Below are 21,429 nucleotides of genomic sequence, written 5' to 3'. Positions count from 1 at the left end.
ATTCCGAACCTGGAAGTCAAGCTCTTCATCGCTGATAATACTGCTCTTTTCAAGAGTGGGAATGTAGGTCGGTGCAGGGATAGGGAAATGTTTTTTAGTCTTGCTTTTTATTTGATTTCATTATTGATTATATTTTAGTGCTTTATTTTTCTGTTGCTTTTTTCATTTTTTTATTTTTAGTTGTTTTGGTTTGGGGGTTTATTGTTTTATTCAAAGGTTTTTGTTTGCTTATTTTGTTTAAGTTTTTTTATTGTTTTTAATGATTTGATAACACGCATTGGTATGTTTTATTTTGTTTAAGAAGCTTTTTTTATATAGTATCGGTATTTTTTAGTTTCTTGGGTTTTTATCCCTATATAATTAGTGTAAGATAACAACTATAATAAATAAATTTGAAAAGGTAGTCAATGTCTAGTGGTTTTGAAATGTTAAAAAGTCAGAGTTAAAGAATGGCACTGAACCTGAATTAATCATTATGGGACAGCTGAAAAGTTTGCTAAATTGAGAGCGAGTAGCCCTAATATAGAAGCGGTCATTAACTTATCCCCTAAAGAAAGGGCTGACTTGAGCGCTGCGGGTCTATCTAGGTTGTATAAGCATATGGCGGAGGGTCAATGCGGAACTATTTCAGCATTCAGGGGAAGTTATACTAGAGAAACCAATATGAAGCGAACAAAACAGCTCAAAGCAATGTTGAGAGCCTTATACCCTAAAGTGGGATTTATTACTATTGTAGGTTCTTGCCAAGAAAAAGCTAGCGATATTCCTAGTAATGAAGTTTCTTTTTTGTCTATACGCTCAAAGACCATCGCTTTGATTTAAGAGCAGAACTCATCAAATTAGGAAACAAATTCGAGCAAGACAGCATTGCGTGGTGTCCTGAAATGGTAGAAAAAGGCGGTAAGGTTTATGCTAGATTTAGTCTCATTTGCACCACACCAAACCTTGATGGGGTTGAGGCTTATGACTTCTCTGGCAAAATACACAGGAAATGTAAATTCGGTCAGTTAATAGGAAAATCAGAGCTTGTCAGTTTTGGTAAAGATATGAACCCTAGCACTAAATCATTCCAAAGTGCTTATTCAAAAATATACGGAAAGAAGTTCTTTCTCTATAAACCCACACAAATAGCCGAAAACACCTTACAGAGTTTAAAAGTCAAACTTGACGCTAATAGAATGAAAACTAGCGCAACGGGTGGGGTAATAGGCGCTTTCCGGTTATGTGGATATGAAAAAGGCGTTCAGGTTGGATAGCGTTCTAGGAACTAACCCATGAAAAAACTTAATATTACAAGCGATAAAGTCAATCAAAGCCTCATCAATGCTATGAGAACTTACAAAATCAAAACCGACTTTAAAAACGACCTTAAGTGAAGCTATGAATAACCCTAACTTAAAGGCGCTTGATGAGCTGACTAAAAAAGAAAAATACAGCATAACCGCTCCTTTCTAGATTATATAAACATCTATATAACGATGAGTGCTTGTGTCTTTCAGCTAACAGAGGGTTTAAGTTGAGCTTATGGCAAGATTACGGGTTTGATACCGCCGCTGATATGATCGTGGATTATTATAGGTGGGTCTGTTGGTGCTATCTTTTCTAAACACCTAATGAGCGATACAGAGAATGCCCAAAGAAACAAGGAATGAGAAGCGGATATTAAAAAGCTATACCCAAAAATCGGTTACATTAAAGTCAATGGCGTTTATCAAGGCAGTAAAGAGCCTAGTTTTCTTATCTACGCATTAGGTGTGTGGATTTATTGACAATTATTAGAGAGCTAGGATACCAATACGAACAAGATAGCGTGGTGTATTCTATTAGCAACAGCTCTGAAGCGTGGTTGTCTTTCACTACTCCTTTAAAATCCGCATTCTTTGAGAAAAAGGAAGGGTGAAGGTTATAAGCCTTATAAAAGGGGTCAAAAAATTAAGATTGCTAATCGCATCAACATTGACCAAAATTGAGAAAGCCCCAATTCCCCTAAATTCTTAAAGAATTACTCAGAGGCTTTTAAACACACCATAGCTTTTATGCGAAAATCTTATAGAGCGGTATCTGTTGATAGCGTAACGATAAAATCCATTAAAGCCAAGCTAGGGAAAAACCATTGCCATAAAGTAAGCGGCAGTCATCAAGTAGGGGGTGTGTGCAAAGTAATCTCTAGGTTCAACACTAAAAAACCCTTCTTTATTAGACAGCGTGCTAAAAGCCAATCCCTTTGACACTGGCATTGGGTTGAGCGTTTGAGTTGTGGTAATAAGGTTAGTCCTAAACATGCTAACATGTCAAAATTAGCTACATAAGGGTAAGTTATCTTGTCTCTTTTAGCGATTTTGTGATTTGCAAGGAAAAATTTATGGATGAAATTAAAACGCTGTTAGTGGATTTTTTTCCGCAAGCAAAGCATTTTGGGATAATCTTGATCAAGGCTGTCATTGTCTTTTGTATAGGTTTTTATTTTTCGTTTTTCTTACAAAAAAAAACCATGAAATTTTTATCCAAAAAGGATGAGATTTTAGCGAATTTTGTCGCACAGGTTACTTTTATCTTAATCCTTATCATCACCACAATCATTACGCTCAGCACGCTAGGCGTGCAAACCACCTCTATTATCACTGTTTTAGGAACGGTGGGGATTGCTGTGGCGTTGGCTTTAAAAGATTATCTTTCAAGCATTGCTGGAGGGATAATCCTTATTATTTTACACCCTTTCAAAAAAGGAGACATTATTGAAATCTCTGGCCTAGAGGGCAAAGTAGAAGCACTTAATTTTTTTAACACTTCTTTACGCTTGCATGACGGACGCTTGGCGGTTTTACCCAATAGAAGTGTCGCTAATTCTAATATTATTAATAGCAATAACACGGCATGCCGGCGCATTGAATGGGTTTGTGGGGTAGGGTATGGGAGCGATATTGAACTAGTGCATAAGACTATAAAAGATGTTATTGACGCAATGGAAAAAATTGATAAAAACATGCCCACTTTTATTGGGATCACGGATTTTGGACAAAGTTCATTGAATTTCACCATTAGGGTTTGGGCAAAGATTGAAGATGGGATCTTTAATGTGAGAAGCGAACTCATTGAACGCATCAAAAACGCCCTAGACGCTAACCACATTGAAATCCCTTTCAACAAGCTAGATATTGCTATTAAAAATCAAGACTCTTCTAAGTGATTGGTGTGAGGTGCGTTGATTGTAGTGATACTTGAATTTTAAGGAGACCCTATGTCAAGCGATTTTAAAAACCTTTTCATCGGTGCTAATAATTCTAAACGCACCCAGTCTAACTTGATTGATAATGAAAAAGACCCTATCAATTCCCATTCGTTATCATCTCTCATTGATGCTCGCCTTTAAGGAATATAAAGAAGCTAGAAGCCAACTGCCTCTCTTTAAAATCTCTGTCAATCCTAACCAATCCCTATCAGTCCAACTAAACGAGTATGATAAGAAAAAGTCAGCGTTAAGAGCCGTTTTAAACACAAGGTCAAAAAGAGACAATAACCTAGTGTATTATGATGATTTGACTATGGCTCAAAAAATGAATGCCACCGCTTTATCTATGAGCCGATTATGCGATCGGATGCTAAATTGCCCAGTAGCAGTTACCTCTGGTTGTAGAACTTATAACGATAAAGCCATTATTGCGGATTATGGATTAAAAGAAGCCACCAAGATTTTAGAACTGAATGCGACAACAGAAGGCGAGAAAAAAGAGGAAGTTGAAGCCCTTTTAAAACCCTTTATGCTCACTAACACTGATAACGAAAAAAGAACCAAGTGGTTGAGAAAAAATCTAGACCTATACAAGGGCTACATAGGATACAAAATTGTTAAAGGTTATACAGAGAAGCAGGTATGCCACAAGCTAACATAGAAACTAGCTTCATTTGTTTTGAACTCAAACCATTCCCTAATAAAAATCAGTTCAAAGACATCATAGTGAATTTGGGTAGGGAGTTCAACCAAGACAGCATTATTATCAACAGCCCTAAAGATAAGCGTGGGGCTGTATTCACTTTAATATGCACTACCCCTTACTCCTACTTGATGCTTGATGGAAAAAACAAGACTTGGAGAACCCTTTGCTGAATTAAAAGACCCTAAATTTAGGAACTCTATCGCTGATGAAGCCTTACCTAATGGTCAGTCAAACCCTGACTTTTTGATTGCTTTCACGGAGTTTATGCGTAGCGTTGCTAAACACAGCTACAGCGAAACTAAAAAAGATAAAATCAAAAGAGATGATAAATCTAAATCCGCTAGGTTTGGGTTCTCTACCTATGAAAGTATAGCAAGAACTTATAAGGCAACCGAACAAAAAGACATTACCGCTAACAGTGTTCTTGCTAAATTAAAAGCCAATTTGATAGAGAACGGGCAGAGAAAAATAAGAGGAACTAGGGGTGGTTGGGAAAATTGGAGCAAGTGGGTTCCTGGATACTCCTACGACTTGAACGCTTCCTTTACTATATGGATAGCGTTCTAGATAACACATACAAACCCAAACCCCTTAAAACTAATCAATTTGATACTAACGCTGGGTATTGTTCCATTAACGAACAAGACCTACTCAATCAGCTCATCAATGTGAGCGCGAAATTATCCCACGACACCTTATTAGCAATAAGACAAACAGAAAACATAGACCTAGTTTATGCTTTGATTAAAGACACCACTTATATGATTTTATCTTTGAGATTGATAAAGCGGTGAGGATTTCAATCAGCTAGTCATTGAAGTCCCCCAAATCCGTCCTTAAGAATGCAGAACTCAATCAAGTCAAAAATGCATTGACCTCACAAATTCATAACGGGGCGTATAGTTTTAGGGGTGGTGAGTGTGAAAAATAAAGCCCTTGGTTTTTGCCAAATGGGTTTCTAGCGTTTCATTAACTAGGGGGTGCTTTGGGATATTCCCCTTTAAGTGCTTTATAAAATCCCCTAAACGCTTTAAAAGTCAGCACACCGAAAAATCAAAGTTTTAAAATCAAAGCTTTTTAATTTTATTCTAAAAAAATAAATGAGAGCAAATCCAACAAACCGCTTTATTATGACCCTATAAAAATAGGGGAAAAAGCGAGATCTGAAATTAATCTTGTTGGATCCTTATGGCTGTGGGTGTGGATAGTTCTTCTTCAGTAGGGATTCTTAAAAAATCGCTATTACCCACTTTTCTTGTTTGTTTCACCACAGGCTGAGAGGGCGTAGCGATAGATTCCAAACCCGCTCCACCGCTGTTTCTTTCAGCACCGGTTGCAATGATAGTAACGCGCACATGATCAATGGGGATACTCTCGCTCGTGTGTTGGCCAAACTTAACATCAACATCTTGATTGGCTCGTTCTTGAATAGATATGCAAGCTTGAGAATAAGCATACATAGGATAATCAGGGTGGTGCTCAAAAAAGACAATAATGCTCTTAGCCCCATCAATAGAAGCGTCATCAAGAAGAGGCGATTGGATCGCATTTTCCACCGCTAATCTAGCGGATTCTTCGCCAGTGGCCTCACCAATACCCATTAACGCAAAGCCTTTAAAACCAAGAGCACTTTTTAAATCAGAAAAATCAACATTAATATCACCAGGTTTAGTGATGATCGTAGAAATACCGCTCACAGCCCTAACCAAGACATCATCAACTTCTTTATAGCATTCTTTAGTGCTGGCGTTTTTTTTCATGGTCAAAAGAATTTTATCATTAGGGATAACCAAAATAGAATCGCTAGATTGCTCCAACTCCTTTAACCCCTCTTCGGCTTTCTTGCTTTTTTGAGACCCTTCGTATTTGAAAGGCTTGGTAACGATAGCAATCGTGAGCGCTCCCACTTCTTTTGCGATTTTAACGATAGTAGGGGTGGCTCCAGTCCCAGTCCCTCCGCCAAGCCCTGTAGAGACAATGACTAATTTGGCGTCTTTAATCGCTTCTCTAATTTCATTAGCACTTTCTTCAGCGGCTTTCCTACCAATATCAGGAACTCCCCCAGCGCCTAAACCTCCAGTGGATTCTTTGCCTAAAAGGATTTTAACCGGAGCGGGATTGTTTTTGAGGTGTTGGCCATCAGTGTTTGTTGCAATGGGGGTAACATCTTGATGCACGCCGTATTCAACCAAGTGTTTAATCATGTTAGACCCCCCACCTCCAACACCGATGACGACAATCTTAGCCCCTTTATAAGCTGGATCGCTTACTTCTTCAATGCTTGCTTGACCAATATTATAATTTTCCATCTCTGATTGATGAACCATAGCCACATTCCCCTTGAGATACGATTTTTGCAAATCTTAAACTTTGATAAATAGCTAAAGGATTATACCATGTTTTCTGGCTTTTGATAACTATCAAGGCGTTTTTATCGCATAAAGAAATGGCTGTATCTTAAAAGAGTTTGGAAATCTTATCAAGGAAACTTTTAAAAAAACCTTTTTGTTCGGTGGGTTTTATAGGCAAGAAGTCATCGTTTTTAGCGGTGTTTAAAGGAGCGTTAGAGGTTTTTAAATCGCTCAAATTCCTTTCTGTGGGCGATGAATGGATATGGGGGGTAGGGCTTGATTGATGGGCTGTTCTTGTGTAATCATCGCTTTCATGGTAGCGGATAATCCCTTTAGAGTCTCTTTCATAATTGGTATGCCCCCCTGCTTTGTATAAAATCAAGCCAACCACGACTGAAAAGCGAGGGTCTTTCAAGTCTTCAAACATGCCCATGATATTGTATTTTTCCACAGGGGCCGCCAAACGCACCGGATAATTAGTGAAATGGGTTCTGGCTAATTCTTTGATCCCTTTCATTAAAGCCATCCCACCGGTTAACACAATGCCCCCACCCAAATGCTCTTCTAAACCGCTATCTTGAATGCTCCTGTGGATGATTTTAAAGGTTTCTAAAGCCCTTTCTCTCATGATAGTTTGGATTTCACTAAGCGGCACAATATGGCTTTCATTGCCATCCGAGCCGGTGGTAGGGATTTGGACATTTTGAGAGGGCGTTTCTTCTCCGCTTTCAAAAGAAAGATCCCCGTATTTGATCTTAACTTCTTCAGCGTAAGGGAATGGGGTATTGAGCATGTGCGATAAATCCGTAGTCAAATGGTGAGAGCCTACGGGTAAGTATTTGTTATAGCGTATGGAATTGCCACTATAAATCGTAAGGTTGCATGTCTCTCCGCCCATATCCACGCAAGCCACGCCCAATTCCCTTTCGTCATTAGACAAGGTGGCAATCGAGGCTGCATAAGAATTGATCACGATGTTTTCAATCTCTACCCCAGATTGGATCATGATTTTTTCTAAATTTTCAATGTTGTTTTTTTCTGTATAGACAATGTGGATAAAGACTTCTAGGCGAGTCCCGCTCATCCCTAAGGGGTCATTCACTTCCTGTTTGTCTAAAGTGAAGCGATAAGGGAGGGCATGCAAAATGTGTTTGTCGTTATCCAAGCCTGCTTTAGCGCATGCGTTATTGATAGCGCGATTGATTTCATCTATAGTAACCACATTATCTTTAGTGCTAGCCACACCGGTGATATCTCTAATGCTTTCAGTATAAGCCCCAGAAAAAGAAACAATCGCTTTAGTTTTAGGGTAATACGATTCTCTAAAGGAGGAAATGGGGTTATTCCTGTCTTCATCAGCGTTCAAACCTGCCATTTTTTTAGCGCTATTGATCACTTCTTTAATGGCGTTAGAAGCGTGAGCAAGGCTATTGATACGCCCTCTTTTAATGGCTTTTGAATTGATTTCTTTGGAGTCCTGATGGGCTGTGCCAATGATGCGCAAAATCCCTTCTTTAAATTCAGCCACTATCGCGCAAATCTTTCTAGAGCCTATATCAACCCCTATAACGATTTCTTTATGTTCCATGATTTCCCCTTGCATTTATTGAATGTATTTGACTATCTTATAGCGTTTTTTCAATTCTTCTATCAACGCTTTATCAAAAAAATCCGTTTTAGTGTTATTGACTAAACGCTGCATATACTGGCTTTCTTCTGCGCTAAAGGAGTGGTTGAAATTTTGCTCTGTGATTTGATAAAGCACCACTTTATTACCAATAGCGATAAACCCTTTTTTTTCCTGGCGGTTAAAAAGGGTGTTGATAAATTTAGCGCTTTCTTCTTGGTTAAGTTCGCTAATAGTGCCTCCAAAATTAGGGCTTACATAGCCCACGCTTTTCCCTTTAAAATCCTTAAGCTTTTCTTTAGCTAAAGCTTGCAACGCCATAAGGGTTTTTTCTTGAGTTAGGCGGGTTTTAAGAGCGCTTTTGGCTTCATCAAAATTTTGCAATTCGTCTTTAATTTGAGAGATGAGCTGCACCACAATAAAACCATCTTTAAAAGGCTCTGGTTTTAGGATTTCAAGGGGCTTGAGAGCGGCGAGTTTTTGCGTGATTTCAGCAGTATAGGGGGAGTTGTTTTCTTCAAAATCTTGTGTGGTGTAGTTTTGCACGTTCGCTTTTTTTAGAGCGACATAACTCCTTAAGGCTTTTTCATTCGCTTTTTGCATGCTTAAATCATGCTTGACTTGCTCTTGAACGCTTTTAAAATCCTGTAATTTCCCCTTTTTGTCCAAATAAGACACCTTGTTTTTGTGGTAGTATTCCTCCAATTCTTTCAAATCAGGTTTTTCCAAACTAGCGTCAAAATATAAAGAGCGTGTTTTAAAGTTTGTGGGCTTTTTAAAATCCTTTTTATGGGACTCGTAATATTTTTTCATCTCTTCTTCATTAAGAGAGATTTTAACATCATTAGGGTTTAGGATAAGAATATCTAATTTGTCTTGCAATTTTGCCCAAAGCGATAAACTAGACTGCTCCAAAGGGGTAGTGGTTTTGGGGAAGAGAGCGCTGATTTTTTGAAGGATTAAAAGCCTTTCAACGCTTTCTTCAAAATGCTTGGGGCGGTAATGGCTTTGCTTTAAGATATTTTTATACAATTCTTCATCAAAAACACCATCTTTTTGAAAAACGCTTGTTTTTCTGATCTCTTTGGCCACTTCTTGCTTTGTAGCGCCAAGCCCTAAATCTAAAGCGAGATTCCTTAATAGGGCTTGATTGATGAGCGAATCTAGAGCGCTTTTTTCTAAATGCATGGCTTTGATTTGATCTTCAGTGAGTTCTTTAAAATCAGGGATAGACTCAGCATAGGCGTCTTTAAGGCGGCGGTATTCTTGGGCTAATTCTTCTTGAGAAATCTTAATCTGTCCCACTTTGGCAGCGCTATTACTATCTAAAGAAAAGCTGTATTGCCCCCAACCTATCATTCCGGCGGCAATAAAAGCGATCGTGCTTATCCATATTGTAACCACTAAATACTTTCTATGATTTTGCATCCATTCAATCATAAGAACTCTAATCCCTTTTTAAAAAATCAAAAAAAAATATGAAATTCAGGTTTAAACAACCTTATAGTAAAATCAAATAACCTTATTTTAACCAAAGGTTATTAAAATTATCCTTATTTATAGAGGGTTTTTAACATGAATTTTCAAGAAAATCTGGCCGCTTTGGATTTAGAATACCTTTGGCACCCTTGCTCGCAAATGCAAGAGCATCAAAATTTCCCCATTATCCCCATTAAAAAGGCTCAAGGGATTTATCTCTATGATTTTAACGATAACGCTTACATGGATTTGATCAGCTCATGGTGGGTGAATCTTTTTGGGCATAATAACGCCTACATCAGCCAGCAGCTCAAAAATCAAATTGATGATTTAGAGCATGTCCTTTTGGCTTCTTTTAGCCATAAGCCCATTATCACGCTCTCTCAAAGGCTTTGCCAGCTCACCGGTATGGACAAATGCTTTTATGCGGATAATGGATCATCTTGTATTGAAATCGCTTTGAAAATGAGCTATCACGCCCATTTTTTAAAAAACCAAACGCACCGCAGAAAGCTTTTTTTATCGCTTTCTAATTCCTATCATGGCGAGACTTTGGGAGCGTTAAGCGTGGGCGATGTGAAACTTTATAAAGACACTTACACCCCTTTATTACTCAAGAATCTCACCACACCCGTGCCTAAAAACGATAGTGAAATAGAAAATAGTTTGAGCGCTTTAAAGCGTTTGTTAGATAAGCATCATGAAGAAATTTGTGCCTTCATTGCAGAACCTCTTTTGCAATGTGCAGGGAATATGCATATTTATAGTGCAAAGTATTTAAAACAAGCCGTTTTATTGTGCAAGCAAAAAGACATCCACATTATTTTTGATGAAATCGCTACCGGGTTTGGGCGCACAGGGAGCATGTTTGCTTATGAGCAATGCGGGATTGAGCCTGATTTTTTGTGTTTGTCTAAGGGGATTAGTGGGGGGTATTTGCCTTTAAGCGTGTTGTTAACTCATAATGAAATTTATAACCGATTTTACGCCCCCTATGAAGACAATAAAGCGTTTTTGCATTCGCACAGCTACACAGGAAACGCTTTGGCATGCGCATGCGCGAACGCCACGCTGGATATTTTTGAAAAAGAAAATGTTATTGAAAAAAACAAGGCTTTGAGCGAGTTTATTTTTAGCGCGCTCCAAAATGCGTTAAAACCCTTGATAGAGCGACAAGTGGTGTCTCATTTAAGGCGTTTGGGCATGGTCTTTGCCTTTGAAGTCTTTATTCAAACTAAAGAGCGTTTGAGTTTGGCGGTTTTTAAAAAGGCTTTAACCAAAGGCCTGTTATTGCGCCCTTTAAACAACACGATCTATCTCATGCCCCCTTATATTATCACGCATGAAGAAATCACAAAGGCGGTTGTGGGGCTAGTGGAAATTCTTGATGAGTTAAAAAAAGGCTGAAAGCCCTTTTAAAATAGTAAAAAGCTTAATTTTAGTCAAGCGATAGCTTTTTTGTCTGTTTGATTTTAAAAATCAAGCTTTTCACTTGATATTAAGCCTATTCAATCAAACCTATTCAATGATTTTAGGCACAACGAAATAATGATCCTGGCTGTGTTTGTTGTGGCTTAAAATCTCTTTGGCGATGTTAGGTTGGTTTTTGGGTTCGTCTTCTCTTAAAGGCGTGCTAAGATGCGTATCCGTTTTTAGCGTGCTAGTTTCTAAAGCGAAGATGTTTTCCACAAAGCCTAAAACCTCCGCTAAATGGCCTTTAACGCTCTCTTTATGCTCGTCTTTAATCTCTAGCATGCTCAATTTTTCCAAGCGTTGCAATAATGCGTCATCAATTTGCATTCTTTTCCTTTAGTTTAAAATAGGGGTTCGTCCATCGTTGCTGGGGCTTTGATGCCCATGAGCTTTAACACGCTGCTAGCGATATTGTTCAACGCTCCGTTTTTTATGAATTTGACTCCATTCCCTAAAACAAAGCAATACACGCTCCCGGCGGTGTGGTTGGTTAAGGGGTTTTGGTTTTCATCTTTCATGCGTTCGCAATTCCCATGATCGCTTGTTAAAAGCATGGCGTAATCCAATTCTTTAGCCAATGAAAGGATTTCCCCTAAGCATGCATCCACTGCTTCTACCGCTTTAATACTCGCTTCAAAATTCCCCGTATGCCCCACCATGTCGCCATTAGCAAAATTCACAATGATCAAATCCGTGCCTAATCTCATTTGCTCCAACACCGCAAGGGTTACTTCTTTAGCGCTCATTTCAGGCTTTAAGTCATAAGTGGTAACTTTTGGGCTTTGGATAAGCACCCGGTTTTCATTTTTAAAAGGCGTCTCCACTCCGCCATTGATGAAAAAGGTTACATGCGCGTATTTTTCAGTCTCAGCGATATGGCTTTGGGTCAAGTTGTGTTGAGAAACCACTTCAGCGAGCGTGTTTTGAACGCTTTCTTTGGGGAATAAAACAGGGTAGGGGAAGGTGTTATCATAAGGCGTCATGGTAGCGATATGGAGGTTTTTAAAAGCTTGGCGCTTAAAGCCGCTAAATTCTTTTTGGCCTAAAGCGCTCACGATTTCTCTAGCCCTATCGTTCCTGAAATTGATAAAAATAAAGCTTTCATCATCTTGCATGCCGCAATAATCTTTAAAACAAGCGGGCATGATAAATTCATCGGTGATATTTTTATCGTATTGGCTTTGGATATATTCGCTAGGGCTTAAAGGCGTGTGGTTAAGCCCCATTAAACTATGATACGCAAGCTCAATCCTTTCAAAGCGATTATCCCTATCCATCGCATAAAAACGACCACCTATGGTAGCGATTTGAATGTTTTCATTGCAGATATTTTGCATTTGTTTTAAATAAGTTAAAGCGCTTTTAGGAGCGACATCGCGCCCATCGGTAATTAAATGCAGAAAGACTTTTTTATGGGATTTTTCACACTCCAAAGCCAGAACGATAAAATGCTCAATGTGTGAATGCACGCCCCCATCGCTCATCAAACCCATAAGATGCACCACAGAGCTTTTTTGGATCGTGTTTAAAAAAGCGGGGTTGTTTTTTAACCCATCGTTTTGAAGGCTTAAAGAAATTTTGACTAAATCCTGATAGAGCACCCTACCAGCCCCAATACACATATGCCCCACTTCAGAATTTCCCATTTGCCCCTTAGGTAAGCCCACGCTCAAGCCATGCGTATCAATCAGGCTATAAGGCAAGGTTTTAAACATCAAATCATAAGTGGGTTTTTTGGCATGGAAGAAAGCGTTATGATCGCTATCTTTACGATACCCAATGCCATCAGTGATAATCAAAAGAGTTTTTTGTGCCATTTTTCAGACTTTTAAAGCTCTTGCATGAGAGTGATGTGGTTAGCTAAAATCGCATTCCTTTGCCCTGGAGAGCAATTTTTGCACACTTCTTTACTTTTGGAATTTTTGGAAGCGGTTTTAGTGTGATTTTTTACATTATTTATATTATTTTTGGAGAAGCGTTTTGGACTCGCTTTAGCCGGTTTTTTTGGGCTTTTTTTAGCGGGTGTGAAATCAGTGCTATTGATTTGAGCCAAATACATGGGTTTATCTTTTGCTTTTTCTGGCTTGCTAGCTATTGGCTCGCTAGTTGCCTCTTTCATTTCTTGGGGTTTTTCTGCTTGAGTTTCCTCTATTTGAGATTTTTCTATTTGAGATTTTTGGGTGGCTAAAGTTTGGGGCATGGCGTTGCCGATAGGGTCTAAATCCAAGTTACTATTAGCGCTTTTTTGCAATTCTTGGTCATTACCAGACTGCGAATCAAAGATTTTAGATTCTTTCAAACGCCTGATCCTGTCTTGTATCTCTTCATAATATTTTTCAGCTTCGGCGTTAGACTTCTCGTTTTTTTCCCAACGACTGCCCTTGTTGTAAGATTTGATCATGTCTTTTAGATTGTCATGGTAGCGCGTTTTCCAATAGAGCAACTCTTTTAGGGCCACTTCAGAAGCAAACGCATCGTCTTTAATGAGCAATTCCCCCATCACATTACGCAAAAAGGGGCTATCATTATGCCCATAGCTTTTTAAAACGCTAGGGATATACGCATGATAGATGCCTGCACTCGGATCGGAAAAATTGATTTTATAAACCCCTGCGCATGATTCTTTCCATGCGATGCCTGCCATTTCATAGCCTAAATTTTCTTTAGAGCCGAATTGATAGGCGACTTTTAAGACTTCTTTTTGCTTAGCGTTAAAGTCTTTAAGGTTGTCGCAATTGGTCATCATGACTTTAGTAACGGGCGATTTGGGCTTGTTTTTAACCCCCTTAGCGGGCTTAGGCTCTGTTTTAGTGGGGCTTTCTGCTGCCACTAAGCTTAAAGATACGCTTAATGCCGCACCTAGCCATAAGGCTTTAAAAAGGGTGTGAGTGAGTGGGGTTAAATGTTTCAAAACGCCTACCTTTTGTATTTAAAAAATAAACTAAACTAAAAATAAATTCAAGTATAATTCTAACATGATTTAGTCTTAAAAGTGATTTTGTTTTTAGGGAGAATTGAGATTTTGCATTCAGATGAATTGTTAGTAGAGATTTTAGTTGAAGAATTGCCCGCGCAAGTGTTATTGAATGAATATAAAGAAATGCCTAAAAAACTCCACGCTCTTTTTCAAAAATGCGCTTTAGAAGCGGGAACTATAGAGGTTTTTTACACCCCTAGGCGCTTGTGTTTGTTCATCAAAGACTTTCCTCTTTTAACGCAAGAAACTAAAGAGGAATTTTTTGGGCCTCCTGTTGGAATCGCATGCAATCACCAAGATAAAACGCAAGGGTTGAACGCACTAGGTTTAGGGTTTTATCAAAAATTAGGACTAAAGGATCCCCAAAATTTCCAAACAGCGTTTAAAAACAATAAAGAAGTGCTTTATCACGCTAAAATCCACGCCAAAGAGCCTACAAAAGATCTAGTCATGCCCATTGTGTTAGAGTTTTTAGAGGGTTTGAATTTTGGGAAGTCTATGCGTTGGGGCAATGTGGAAAAAAGCTTTATCAGACCCATTCATAATATTTGCGTGTTGTTTAATGGGGAAAATTTTAACGATATTGAAATCAAAGAGTATGGTTTTAAAACCAAGCAAGCCACCAAAGCGCACCGACAAGAGGGCTTTGATTTTATTGAAGTGCATAGCCCTAAAGCGTATTTTGAAGTTTTAGAAAAAAACCATGTCATTTTAGACCCTAAAAAGCGCGAAGCTAAAATCTTGCAAGAAATTAAAGAGCTAGAAACAAAACATCACATTATCGTAGAAATTGATAGGGATCTGTTAGATGAAGTTGTAGCGATCACGGAATACCCCAGTGCGCTTTTAGGGGAGTTTGACAAGGCGTTTTTAAAATTACCCAGTGAAATCATCACCACTTCCATGAAAGAAAACCAGCGCTATTTTGCAACCTTTTGTCAAAAAAGCCAAGAAGAAAGCCCAACATTACACAACGGCTTTATTGTGGTGAGTAACGCTATCAATAAAGACAAGCAAAAAATCATTTTAGGCAATCAAAAGGTTTTAAAAGCCCGCTTGAGCGATGCGGTTTTCTTTTATGAAAACGATCTTAAAAAGCCCCTAGATAACGCCCCTTTAGAGAGCGTGGTTTTTGTGCAAGGTTTAGGGACTTTAAAAGATAAAATGGAGCACGAATCAATCATCGCCCAATACTTGACGCAAAAATATATTTCATCTTTAAACATGCCTTTAGAAAAAGCCCTTGAGTTGGTTAAAAGAGCCGTTCAAATCGCTAAAGCGGATTTACTCAGTGAAGTGGTGTATGAATTTAGCGAGCTTCAAGGGATCATGGGCTATTACTACGCTTTGAAACAAAACGAAAACGAGTTAGTCGCTTTGAGTGTGAAAGAGCAGTATTTGCCCGCAAGCGAAAACGCCCCCTTGCCCTCTAGTGTTTTTAGCGCGATCGTGGCTTTGAGCTTGAAATTAGACAGCCTGTTTTCTCTTTTTAGCGTGGGTAAAATCCCTAGCGGTTCTAAAGATCCTTTTGCTTTAAGGCGCTTGAGTTTTGGATTATTGAAAATCATCGCACATTACGGGTTAGAATTTGATTTGAAAGCGGATTTAAAAAACCTCTTTGAAAAAGTGGGCGTTTATCAGAGCTTTGATTTAGAGATTTTAGAGAAGTTTTTACTGGAGCGCTTTCATAATTTAATAGATTGCAACCCCTCTATTATAAGGAGCGTGTTAAACACCAACGAGAGAGACATTGTTAAAATCATTCAAAAAGTCAAAGCCTTAAAACGCTTTTTAGACGATCCTAAGAACGCTCAAAAAAAAGAGTTGCTTTTTAGTGCTTTCAAACGCCTAGCCAATATCAATAAAGACAGAAACCCTAACGAATCAAGCGGGTTTTCCACGAGTCTTTTCAAAGAATCGCAAGAGCATGCCCTTTTTGAAGCGTTCAACGCGATCAAAATGAGCGCTTTTGAGAGTTTGGATAGCAAAATAGAGGCTTATTTTGGTTTGCATGCACCTTTAGAAGAGTATTTTAAAAGCGTGCTAGTCATGGATAAAGATATAGAAATCCAAAAAAATCGTAAAAATTTCTTGTGGGGCGTGTATCAAAGTTTCTTAGAAATTGGGGATATTAAAGAAATTGCGATTTAATGCTGTCAAACGCAAAATCCAGCGTTTTTTGGGGGTAACTTTTTTAATGAGCATGTTTAGTGTGGGCATGCTTAGCGCTAAAATCTTTACCCTACAAGAGTTTTTTAAAGAAGTAGAAATTAATTCAATGGAGCTGATCGGCAAAAAAGCCGATTTTAAAAGCCGTTTGAATGAGCAACGCTCCGTGAACGCTTGGGATTTCCCCTATATTTATAATGAAACTTCTATGGTGAAAAACTTCCAAGGCATTGTAGAAGCGCAGCCCAGAACCCTTTTAATGGTAAGACCTAAGCTCCCATGGGTGAGCTCGCTTTTATCCAAAAGCCTTTCTATTAAAACCATTCAATACGATAAAAGCTATCAATTGAATAAAAATCTCGCTTTTATTGGCGCTAAACGCTTGTATTTGACTTATGTGATGACTAAAGAAAAGTATCAGGTGTATGCGCAACGGGAAGCGAACTTTTATTCGCAGCTCAAAATCGCCAAAGAAAAAGTCAAAGCCGGCAGCATGAGCGAAAAAGATTATATCAACTTCAATAATTCTTATTTGGAATCCAAACTCGCTAAAACCAATGTGGAAACCAAACTCATAGATTTAGAAAAAATGCTAGACACGATGCTTGCGATTGTGGAGCCGGTCAAAGAGGGGGCGCATTTTGACACTTATTTAGATCATTTGCATGATGTCAAGGTGATCGGTTTGGATTTTGAATACGTGCGATTAGAGCCTGAAGCTTTAAAGTTCAAATTGGATCGCTCGTTGTATGTGGATATTTTGGATCTAACGGCTAAAGATTATCAGGTGAATGCGAAATTGGCTAATAGAGACGTGTTTAATGCATTTGAATTTGGGATTGGTTCTGAAAGCTATAACTCTTCTACCAATCTTTCCGTGGAAGTGCGTATCCCTTTGCCGGTAACGCCTAAAAATATCTATCAAAAGCGTAAATTCTTGGATTTGCAAAGCGGGACGCTCGCGCAAAATGAAGTGATGAAACGAAACATTAGAATTAACGCCAATTCCTACTTAAACCAGCTCAAAACCAAAGAAGCATACATTGAAACCCAAAAAGAAGCCATTGCCAATAAGAAGCGTTTGATGGAAATGGGGCGCATCGCTTATGAAGCCCAAAAAATCGGGCTTTTTGAATACTTGATTTATCAAAATTCTTACATGGACGCTCTCATCACTCTAGCGGAAGCCAAGATTGAATACATTGATATTAGCGCGCTTTTAGAAGAGACTTTAGGGGAGAGTTTGACCAGATTAGGAGAATTGCATTGAAGCGGGCGTTATGGTGGCTTATGTTAATGGGCGTTTTTTCAATGGGTGTTTCTTTAAAGGCTAAAGAGTATCCAGAAATTGTTTTAGAAGAAAAAAACTTGCAACCCATGGGGTTAAAGGTGATTAAATTAGATAAAGAGATTTTCAGTAAAGGGCTTCCTTTTAACGCTTATATTGATTTTGATAGTAAAAGTTCTGTGGTGCAGAGCTTGAGTTTTGATGCGTCTGTGGTCGCTGTTTATAAAAGAGAGGGCGAGCAGGTGAAGGCTGGAGATGCGATCTGTGAAGTGAGCTCCATTGATTTGAGCAATTTGTATTTTGAATTACAAAACAACCAAAATAAATTAAAAATCGCTAAAGATATTACTAAAAAAGATTTAGAGCTTTATAAGGCTGGGGTGATCCCTAAAAGGGAGTATCAAACGAGCTTTCTAACCAGTGAAGAAATGGGCTTAAAAGTCAATCAACTAGAATCCACTTTTAAAAGCTTTGGCGTGGATCCCAAAAACCCTAAAGGGCAGTATGGTTTTAGGATTGTGGCTAGAGACAGCGGTCTTTTAGCGTTAGCGCCTAAAAATGTGGGCGAGAAGATTTTAGCTTTCACTAGCTATGTGCGTATTTCAAAAAGCGATGATTTGATCGCTCAAATCAAATTGCCTGTAGGCGTTTCTAAATCCATTAAAAGGGATTCACCGGTCTATAATGAAGAGGGGGAAAAAATCGGGAAAATCCAAAGCGTTTCGGTGGTGTTAGACAAAGGCTCTAACACGATTTTAGCCACCGCCTTATTGGATGAGGGCAATTACCATGTGGGGGAAATGGTAGAAATGTATATTCAAGGCTCTCAACCCAAAGACTCCGTTTTAATCCCTTCAAACGCCTTAATAAGGAATGGGAAAGATTACTTAGTGTTTGTGAGGACGCCTAAAGGTTTTAGGCCTGTGGTGGTTCAAGTTTTAGAAGAGCGCAGCAAGATTTTTATCGTGAACGCTAAAAATTTACACCCCAATGACAGTGTGGCAGTGGGGTCATTGATAGGGTTAAAAGGCATGATCAACAATTTAGGGGAAGAATGATGCTCGCTTCTATCATTGAATTTTCCTTACGCCAGCGGGTGATTGTGATTGTTTGCGCGATTCTTACGCTGTTTTTTGGGACTTATAGTTTTATCAACACTCCAGTAGACGCTTTCCCGGATATTTCGCCCACTCAAGTTAAAATCATTTTAAAACTCCCTGGCTCTAGCCCTGAAGAAATGGAAAACAACATCGTGCGCCCTTTAGAATTGGAGCTTTTAGGCTTGAAGGGGCAAAAATCTTTAAGAAGTATTTCAAAATATTCTATTTCAGATATTACGATAGATTTTGATGACAGCGTGGATATTTATTTAGCGAGAAACATTGTTAATGAGCGCTTGAGCAGCGTGATGAAAGATTTACCCGTGGGGGTTGAAGGGGGCATGGCACCCATTGTTACGCCGCTATCAGACATTTTTATGTTCACCATTGATGGCAATATCACCGAGATAGAAAAACGACAGCTTTTAGACTTTGTGATCCGCCCGCAATTGAGAATGATTAGCGGTGTGGCGGATGTCAATTCTATTGGAGGCTTTAGCAGGGCGTTTGTGATCGTGCCGGATTTTAACGATATGGCAAGGCTTGGGGTGAGCATTTCTGATTTAGAATCGGCTGTGAGAGTGAATTTAAGAAACAGCGGAGCGGGGCGCGTGGATAGAGATGGCGAAACCTTTTTAGTCAAAATCCAAACCGCTTCTTTGAGTTTAGAAGACATTGGCAAAATCACCGTTTCCACGAATTTAGGGCATTTGCACATTAAGGATTTTGCGAAAGTCATCAGCCAGTCTCGCACCCGCTTAGGGTTTGTTACTAAAGATGGCGTGGGCGAGACCACAGAGGGCTTGGTGCTTTCTTTAAAAGACGCTAACACCAAAGAAATCATCACTCAAGTGTATCAAAAACTAGAAGAATTAAAACCCTTTTTACCGAGCGGCGTGTCCATTAATGTTTTTTATGATCGCTCTGAATTCACGCAAAAAGCCATTGCCACCGTTTCTAAAACGCTCATTGAAGCCGTTGTTTTAATCATCATCACGCTCTTTTTATTTTTAGGGAATTTGAGGGCGAGCGTGGCTGTGGGGGTGATTTTACCCTTAAGCTTGTCCGTGGCGTTTATTTTTATTAAGACTAGCGATCTGACTTTAAATTTGATGAGCTTAGGGGGGTTGATTATTGCTATAGGCATGCTCATTGATTCAGCCGTGGTGGTGGTGGAAAACGCTTTTGAAAAATTGAGCGCCAACACCAAAACCACTAAACTCCATGCGATCTATCGCTCTTGTAAAGAAATCGCTGTTTCAGTGGTGAGTGGGGTGGTGATCATCATTGTGTTTTTTGTGCCGATTTTGACCTTGCAGGGGTTAGAGGGCAAGATGTTTAGGCCTTTAGCGCAAAGCATTGTGTATGCGCTTTTAGGCACTTTAGTTTTATCCATCACGATCATTCCTGTAGTCAGCTCTCTTGTTTTAAAAGCCACGCCCCATAGCGAAACCTTTTTAACGAGGTTTTTAAACAGAATTTACGCCCCTTTATTGGAATTTTTTGTGCGTAACCCTAAAAAAGTGATTTTAGGAGCGTTTGTTTTTTTAGTGGCGAGCCTTTCTTTATTCCCTTTTGTGGGGAAGAATTTCATGCCCGCTTTAGATGAGGGCGATGTGGTTTTGAGCGTGGAAACCACCCCTTCTATTTCTTTAGATCAATCTAGAGATCTCATGTTAAACATTGAGAGCGCGATTAAAAAGCATGTCAAGGAAGTTAAAAGCATTGTCGCGCGCACAGGGAGCGATGAATTGGGGCTGGATTTGGGGGGATTGAATCAAACCGATACTTTTATTTCCTTTATCCCTAAAAAAGAATGGAGCGTGAAAACTAAAGATGGATTATTAGAAAAAATCATGGATTCTTTAAAAGACTTTAAGGGGATTAACTTTTCTTTCACCCAACCCATTGAAATGAGGATTTCTGAAATGCTGACAGGGGTTAGGGGGGATTTAGCGGTTAAGATTTTTGGAGATGATATTAGCGCCTTAAACGAATTGAGTTTTCAAATCGCGCAAGTTTTAAAAGGGATTAAAGGCTCTAGTGAGGTTTTAACCACGCTCAATGAGGGCGTGAATTATTTGTATGTAACCCCTAATAAAGAAGCGATGGCGAATGTGGGGATCAGTAGCGATGAATTTTCCAAGTTTTTAAAATCCGCTTTAGAGGGTTTGATCGTGGATGTGATCCCTACAGGGATTTCACGCACGCCGGTGATGATCCGCCAAGAAAGCGATTTTGCAAGCTCTATCACAAAGATTAAAAGCTTGGCCTTGACTTCAAAATATGGCGTTTTAGTGCCTATCACTTCTATCGCTAAGATTGAAGAAGTGGATGGCCCTGTTTCTATCGTGCGCGAAGATTCAAGGCGCATGAGCGTGGTTCGCAGTAATGTGGTGGGGCGCGATTTGAATTCTTTTGTAGAAGAGGCTAAAAAAGTGATCGCTCAAAACGTCAAACTCCCCCCTAGCTACTATATCACTTATGGGGGGCAGTTTGAAAACCAGCAACGGGCTAATAAAAGGCTTTCCACCGTTATCCCTTTAAGCATCTTAGCGATTTTTTTCATTCTTTTTTTCACTTTTAAAAGCATTCCTTTAGCCTTGCTCATTCTTTTGAATATCCCTTTTGCAGTTACCGGAGGGCTTATTGCGTTGTTTGCGGTAGGGGAGTATATTTCAGTGCCAGCGAGCGTGGGCTTTATCGCTCTTTTTGGGATTGCGGTTTTAAATGGCGTGGTGATGATAGGTTATTTTAAAGAGCTTCTCTTGCAAGGAAAAAGCGTAGAAGAATGCGTTTTGTTGGGCGCTAAAAGGCGTTTAAGGCCGGTTTTAATGACCGCTTGCATTGCCGGTTTGGGCTTGATACCTTTATTATTTTCTCATAGCGTGGGATCCGAAGTCCAAAAACCTTTAGCGATCGTGGTGCTTGGAGGTTTGGTTACCTCAAGCGCTCTAACCTTACTCTTACTGCCACCCATGTTCATGCTCATCGCTAAAAAGATTAAAATCGTTTGAATTAAGGGATTTC

General features: G+C 39.2%; 21 protein-coding genes. 15 read left to right on the top strand and 6 right to left on the bottom strand.

What is annotated here, in order from left to right:
• The first annotated feature begins 501 nt into the window (after positions 1-501).
• The 10 genes from EAL44_RS08005 to EAL44_RS07995 all read left to right on the top strand — a co-directional run bounded on the left by EAL44_RS08005 (position 502) and on the right by EAL44_RS07995 (position 4,729).
• Positions 502-822, top strand: a complete 321-nt coding sequence (locus tag EAL44_RS08005) for a hypothetical protein (protein ID WP_240448913.1) — start codon at positions 502-504, stop codon at positions 820-822.
• 62 nt (positions 823-884) lie between these two features.
• A complete protein-coding gene (locus EAL44_RS06870) occupies positions 885-1,256 on the top strand; it encodes a hypothetical protein (RefSeq protein ID WP_121076186.1) in 372 nt (123 codons plus the stop codon).
• 509 nt (positions 1,257-1,765) lie between these two features.
• The gene (locus EAL44_RS08080; protein WP_276206211.1) at positions 1,766-1,900 is read left to right on the top strand and encodes a hypothetical protein; all 135 of its coding nucleotides are present in this window, start codon (positions 1,766-1,768) and stop codon (positions 1,898-1,900) included.
• A 136-nt stretch (positions 1,901-2,036) separates the two neighbouring features.
• On the top strand, positions 2,037-2,228 hold the full coding sequence (locus tag EAL44_RS07905) for a hypothetical protein (protein WP_121076183.1): 192 nt from the start codon (positions 2,037-2,039) through the stop codon (positions 2,226-2,228).
• A gap of 134 nt (positions 2,229-2,362) precedes the next feature.
• Positions 2,363-3,187 carry a small-conductance mechanosensitive channel MscS gene (gene mscS / locus EAL44_RS06855; protein WP_121076180.1) on the top strand — a complete coding sequence of 275 codons (825 nt, stop codon included), beginning with the start codon at positions 2,363-2,365 and terminating at the stop codon, positions 3,185-3,187.
• A 51-nt stretch (positions 3,188-3,238) separates the two neighbouring features.
• A complete protein-coding gene (locus tag EAL44_RS08075; protein WP_276206210.1) occupies positions 3,239-3,370 on the top strand; it encodes a hypothetical protein in 132 nt (43 codons plus the stop codon).
• Positions 3,357-3,890 carry a hypothetical protein gene (locus EAL44_RS06850; protein WP_121076177.1) on the top strand — a complete coding sequence of 178 codons (534 nt, stop codon included), beginning with the start codon at positions 3,357-3,359 and terminating at the stop codon, positions 3,888-3,890. Before EAL44_RS08075 ends, EAL44_RS06850 begins: the two co-directional genes overlap by 14 nt.
• On the top strand, positions 3,872-4,105 hold the full coding sequence (locus EAL44_RS06845; RefSeq protein WP_240448912.1) for a hypothetical protein: 234 nt from the start codon (positions 3,872-3,874) through the stop codon (positions 4,103-4,105). The genes EAL44_RS06850 and EAL44_RS06845 overlap by 19 nt, the downstream gene beginning before the upstream one ends.
• Entirely contained in the window at positions 4,071-4,502 is a 432-nt protein-coding gene (locus EAL44_RS08000) for a hypothetical protein (protein ID WP_240448911.1), read from the top strand. Before EAL44_RS06845 ends, EAL44_RS08000 begins: the two co-directional genes overlap by 35 nt.
• On the top strand, positions 4,487-4,729 hold the full coding sequence (locus EAL44_RS07995) for a hypothetical protein (RefSeq protein WP_240448909.1): 243 nt from the start codon (positions 4,487-4,489) through the stop codon (positions 4,727-4,729). Before EAL44_RS08000 ends, EAL44_RS07995 begins: the two co-directional genes overlap by 16 nt.
• Positions 4,730-5,104: 375 nt before the next feature.
• Here the strand turns inward: EAL44_RS07995 and ftsZ are convergent, their stop codons facing one another.
• From ftsZ to EAL44_RS06825, 3 genes are all read right to left on the bottom strand, one after another.
• On the bottom strand, positions 5,105-6,262 hold the full coding sequence (gene ftsZ, locus EAL44_RS06835) for a cell division protein FtsZ (protein WP_121076174.1): 1,158 nt from the start codon (positions 6,260-6,262) through the stop codon (positions 5,105-5,107).
• A gap of 130 nt (positions 6,263-6,392) precedes the next feature.
• Complete coding sequence (ftsA, locus tag EAL44_RS06830; protein ID WP_121076171.1) at positions 6,393-7,874, bottom strand: cell division protein FtsA; 1,482 nt, start codon at positions 7,872-7,874, stop codon at positions 6,393-6,395.
• 15 nt (positions 7,875-7,889) lie between these two features.
• Entirely contained in the window at positions 7,890-9,353 is a 1,464-nt protein-coding gene (locus tag EAL44_RS06825; protein WP_121076168.1) for a peptidylprolyl isomerase, read from the bottom strand.
• 135 nt (positions 9,354-9,488) lie between these two features.
• Here EAL44_RS06825 and EAL44_RS06820 point away from each other — a divergent pair, with 135 nt between their 5' ends.
• A complete protein-coding gene (locus EAL44_RS06820; RefSeq protein ID WP_121076165.1) occupies positions 9,489-10,799 on the top strand; it encodes an adenosylmethionine--8-amino-7-oxononanoate transaminase in 1,311 nt (436 codons plus the stop codon).
• Between the two features lie 111 nt (positions 10,800-10,910).
• On the opposite strand, the gene gatC is transcribed toward EAL44_RS06820, so the two are convergent.
• Genes gatC through EAL44_RS06805 form a run of 3 tightly spaced genes read right to left on the bottom strand, consistent with a single transcriptional unit; the run spans position 10,911 to position 13,776 of the window.
• Entirely contained in the window at positions 10,911-11,192 is a 282-nt protein-coding gene (gene gatC / locus EAL44_RS06815; protein WP_121076162.1) for an Asp-tRNA(Asn)/Glu-tRNA(Gln) amidotransferase subunit GatC, read from the bottom strand.
• A 14-nt stretch (positions 11,193-11,206) separates the two neighbouring features.
• Positions 11,207-12,682 (bottom strand): 2,3-bisphosphoglycerate-independent phosphoglycerate mutase, encoded by a 1,476-nt coding sequence (gene gpmI / locus EAL44_RS06810; RefSeq protein ID WP_121076159.1) that lies wholly within the window; start codon positions 12,680-12,682, stop codon positions 11,207-11,209.
• An 11-nt stretch (positions 12,683-12,693) separates the two neighbouring features.
• Positions 12,694-13,776 carry a hypothetical protein gene (locus EAL44_RS06805; RefSeq protein WP_121076157.1) on the bottom strand — a complete coding sequence of 361 codons (1,083 nt, stop codon included), beginning with the start codon at positions 13,774-13,776 and terminating at the stop codon, positions 12,694-12,696.
• A 111-nt stretch (positions 13,777-13,887) separates the two neighbouring features.
• Between EAL44_RS06805 and glyS the strand changes: the two genes are divergently transcribed.
• From glyS to EAL44_RS06785, 4 genes are read left to right on the top strand one after another with little or no spacing between them, the layout of a single operon-like run.
• Positions 13,888-15,993 carry a glycine--tRNA ligase subunit beta gene (gene glyS, locus EAL44_RS06800; protein ID WP_121076196.1) on the top strand — a complete coding sequence of 702 codons (2,106 nt, stop codon included), beginning with the start codon at positions 13,888-13,890 and terminating at the stop codon, positions 15,991-15,993.
• Entirely contained in the window at positions 15,983-17,281 is a 1,299-nt protein-coding gene (locus tag EAL44_RS06795) for a TolC family protein (RefSeq protein WP_162970397.1), read from the top strand. The genes glyS and EAL44_RS06795 overlap by 11 nt, the downstream gene beginning before the upstream one ends.
• Positions 17,278-18,357, top strand: coding sequence for an efflux RND transporter periplasmic adaptor subunit (locus tag EAL44_RS06790; RefSeq protein WP_121076154.1), 1,080 nt, complete (start codon positions 17,278-17,280; stop codon positions 18,355-18,357). Before EAL44_RS06795 ends, EAL44_RS06790 begins: the two co-directional genes overlap by 4 nt.
• The gene (locus EAL44_RS06785) at positions 18,357-21,416 is read left to right on the top strand and encodes an efflux RND transporter permease subunit (RefSeq protein WP_162970399.1); all 3,060 of its coding nucleotides are present in this window, start codon (positions 18,357-18,359) and stop codon (positions 21,414-21,416) included. The genes EAL44_RS06790 and EAL44_RS06785 overlap by 1 nt, the downstream gene beginning before the upstream one ends.
• The last annotated feature ends 13 nt before the right edge of the window (positions 21,417-21,429 follow it).

The sequence above is a fragment of the Helicobacter pylori genome (assembly GCF_003637685.1).
Lineage (GTDB): Bacteria > Campylobacterota > Campylobacteria > Campylobacterales > Helicobacteraceae > Helicobacter > Helicobacter pylori_CJ.
This window is presented reverse-complemented; position numbering and strand designations above follow the sequence as displayed.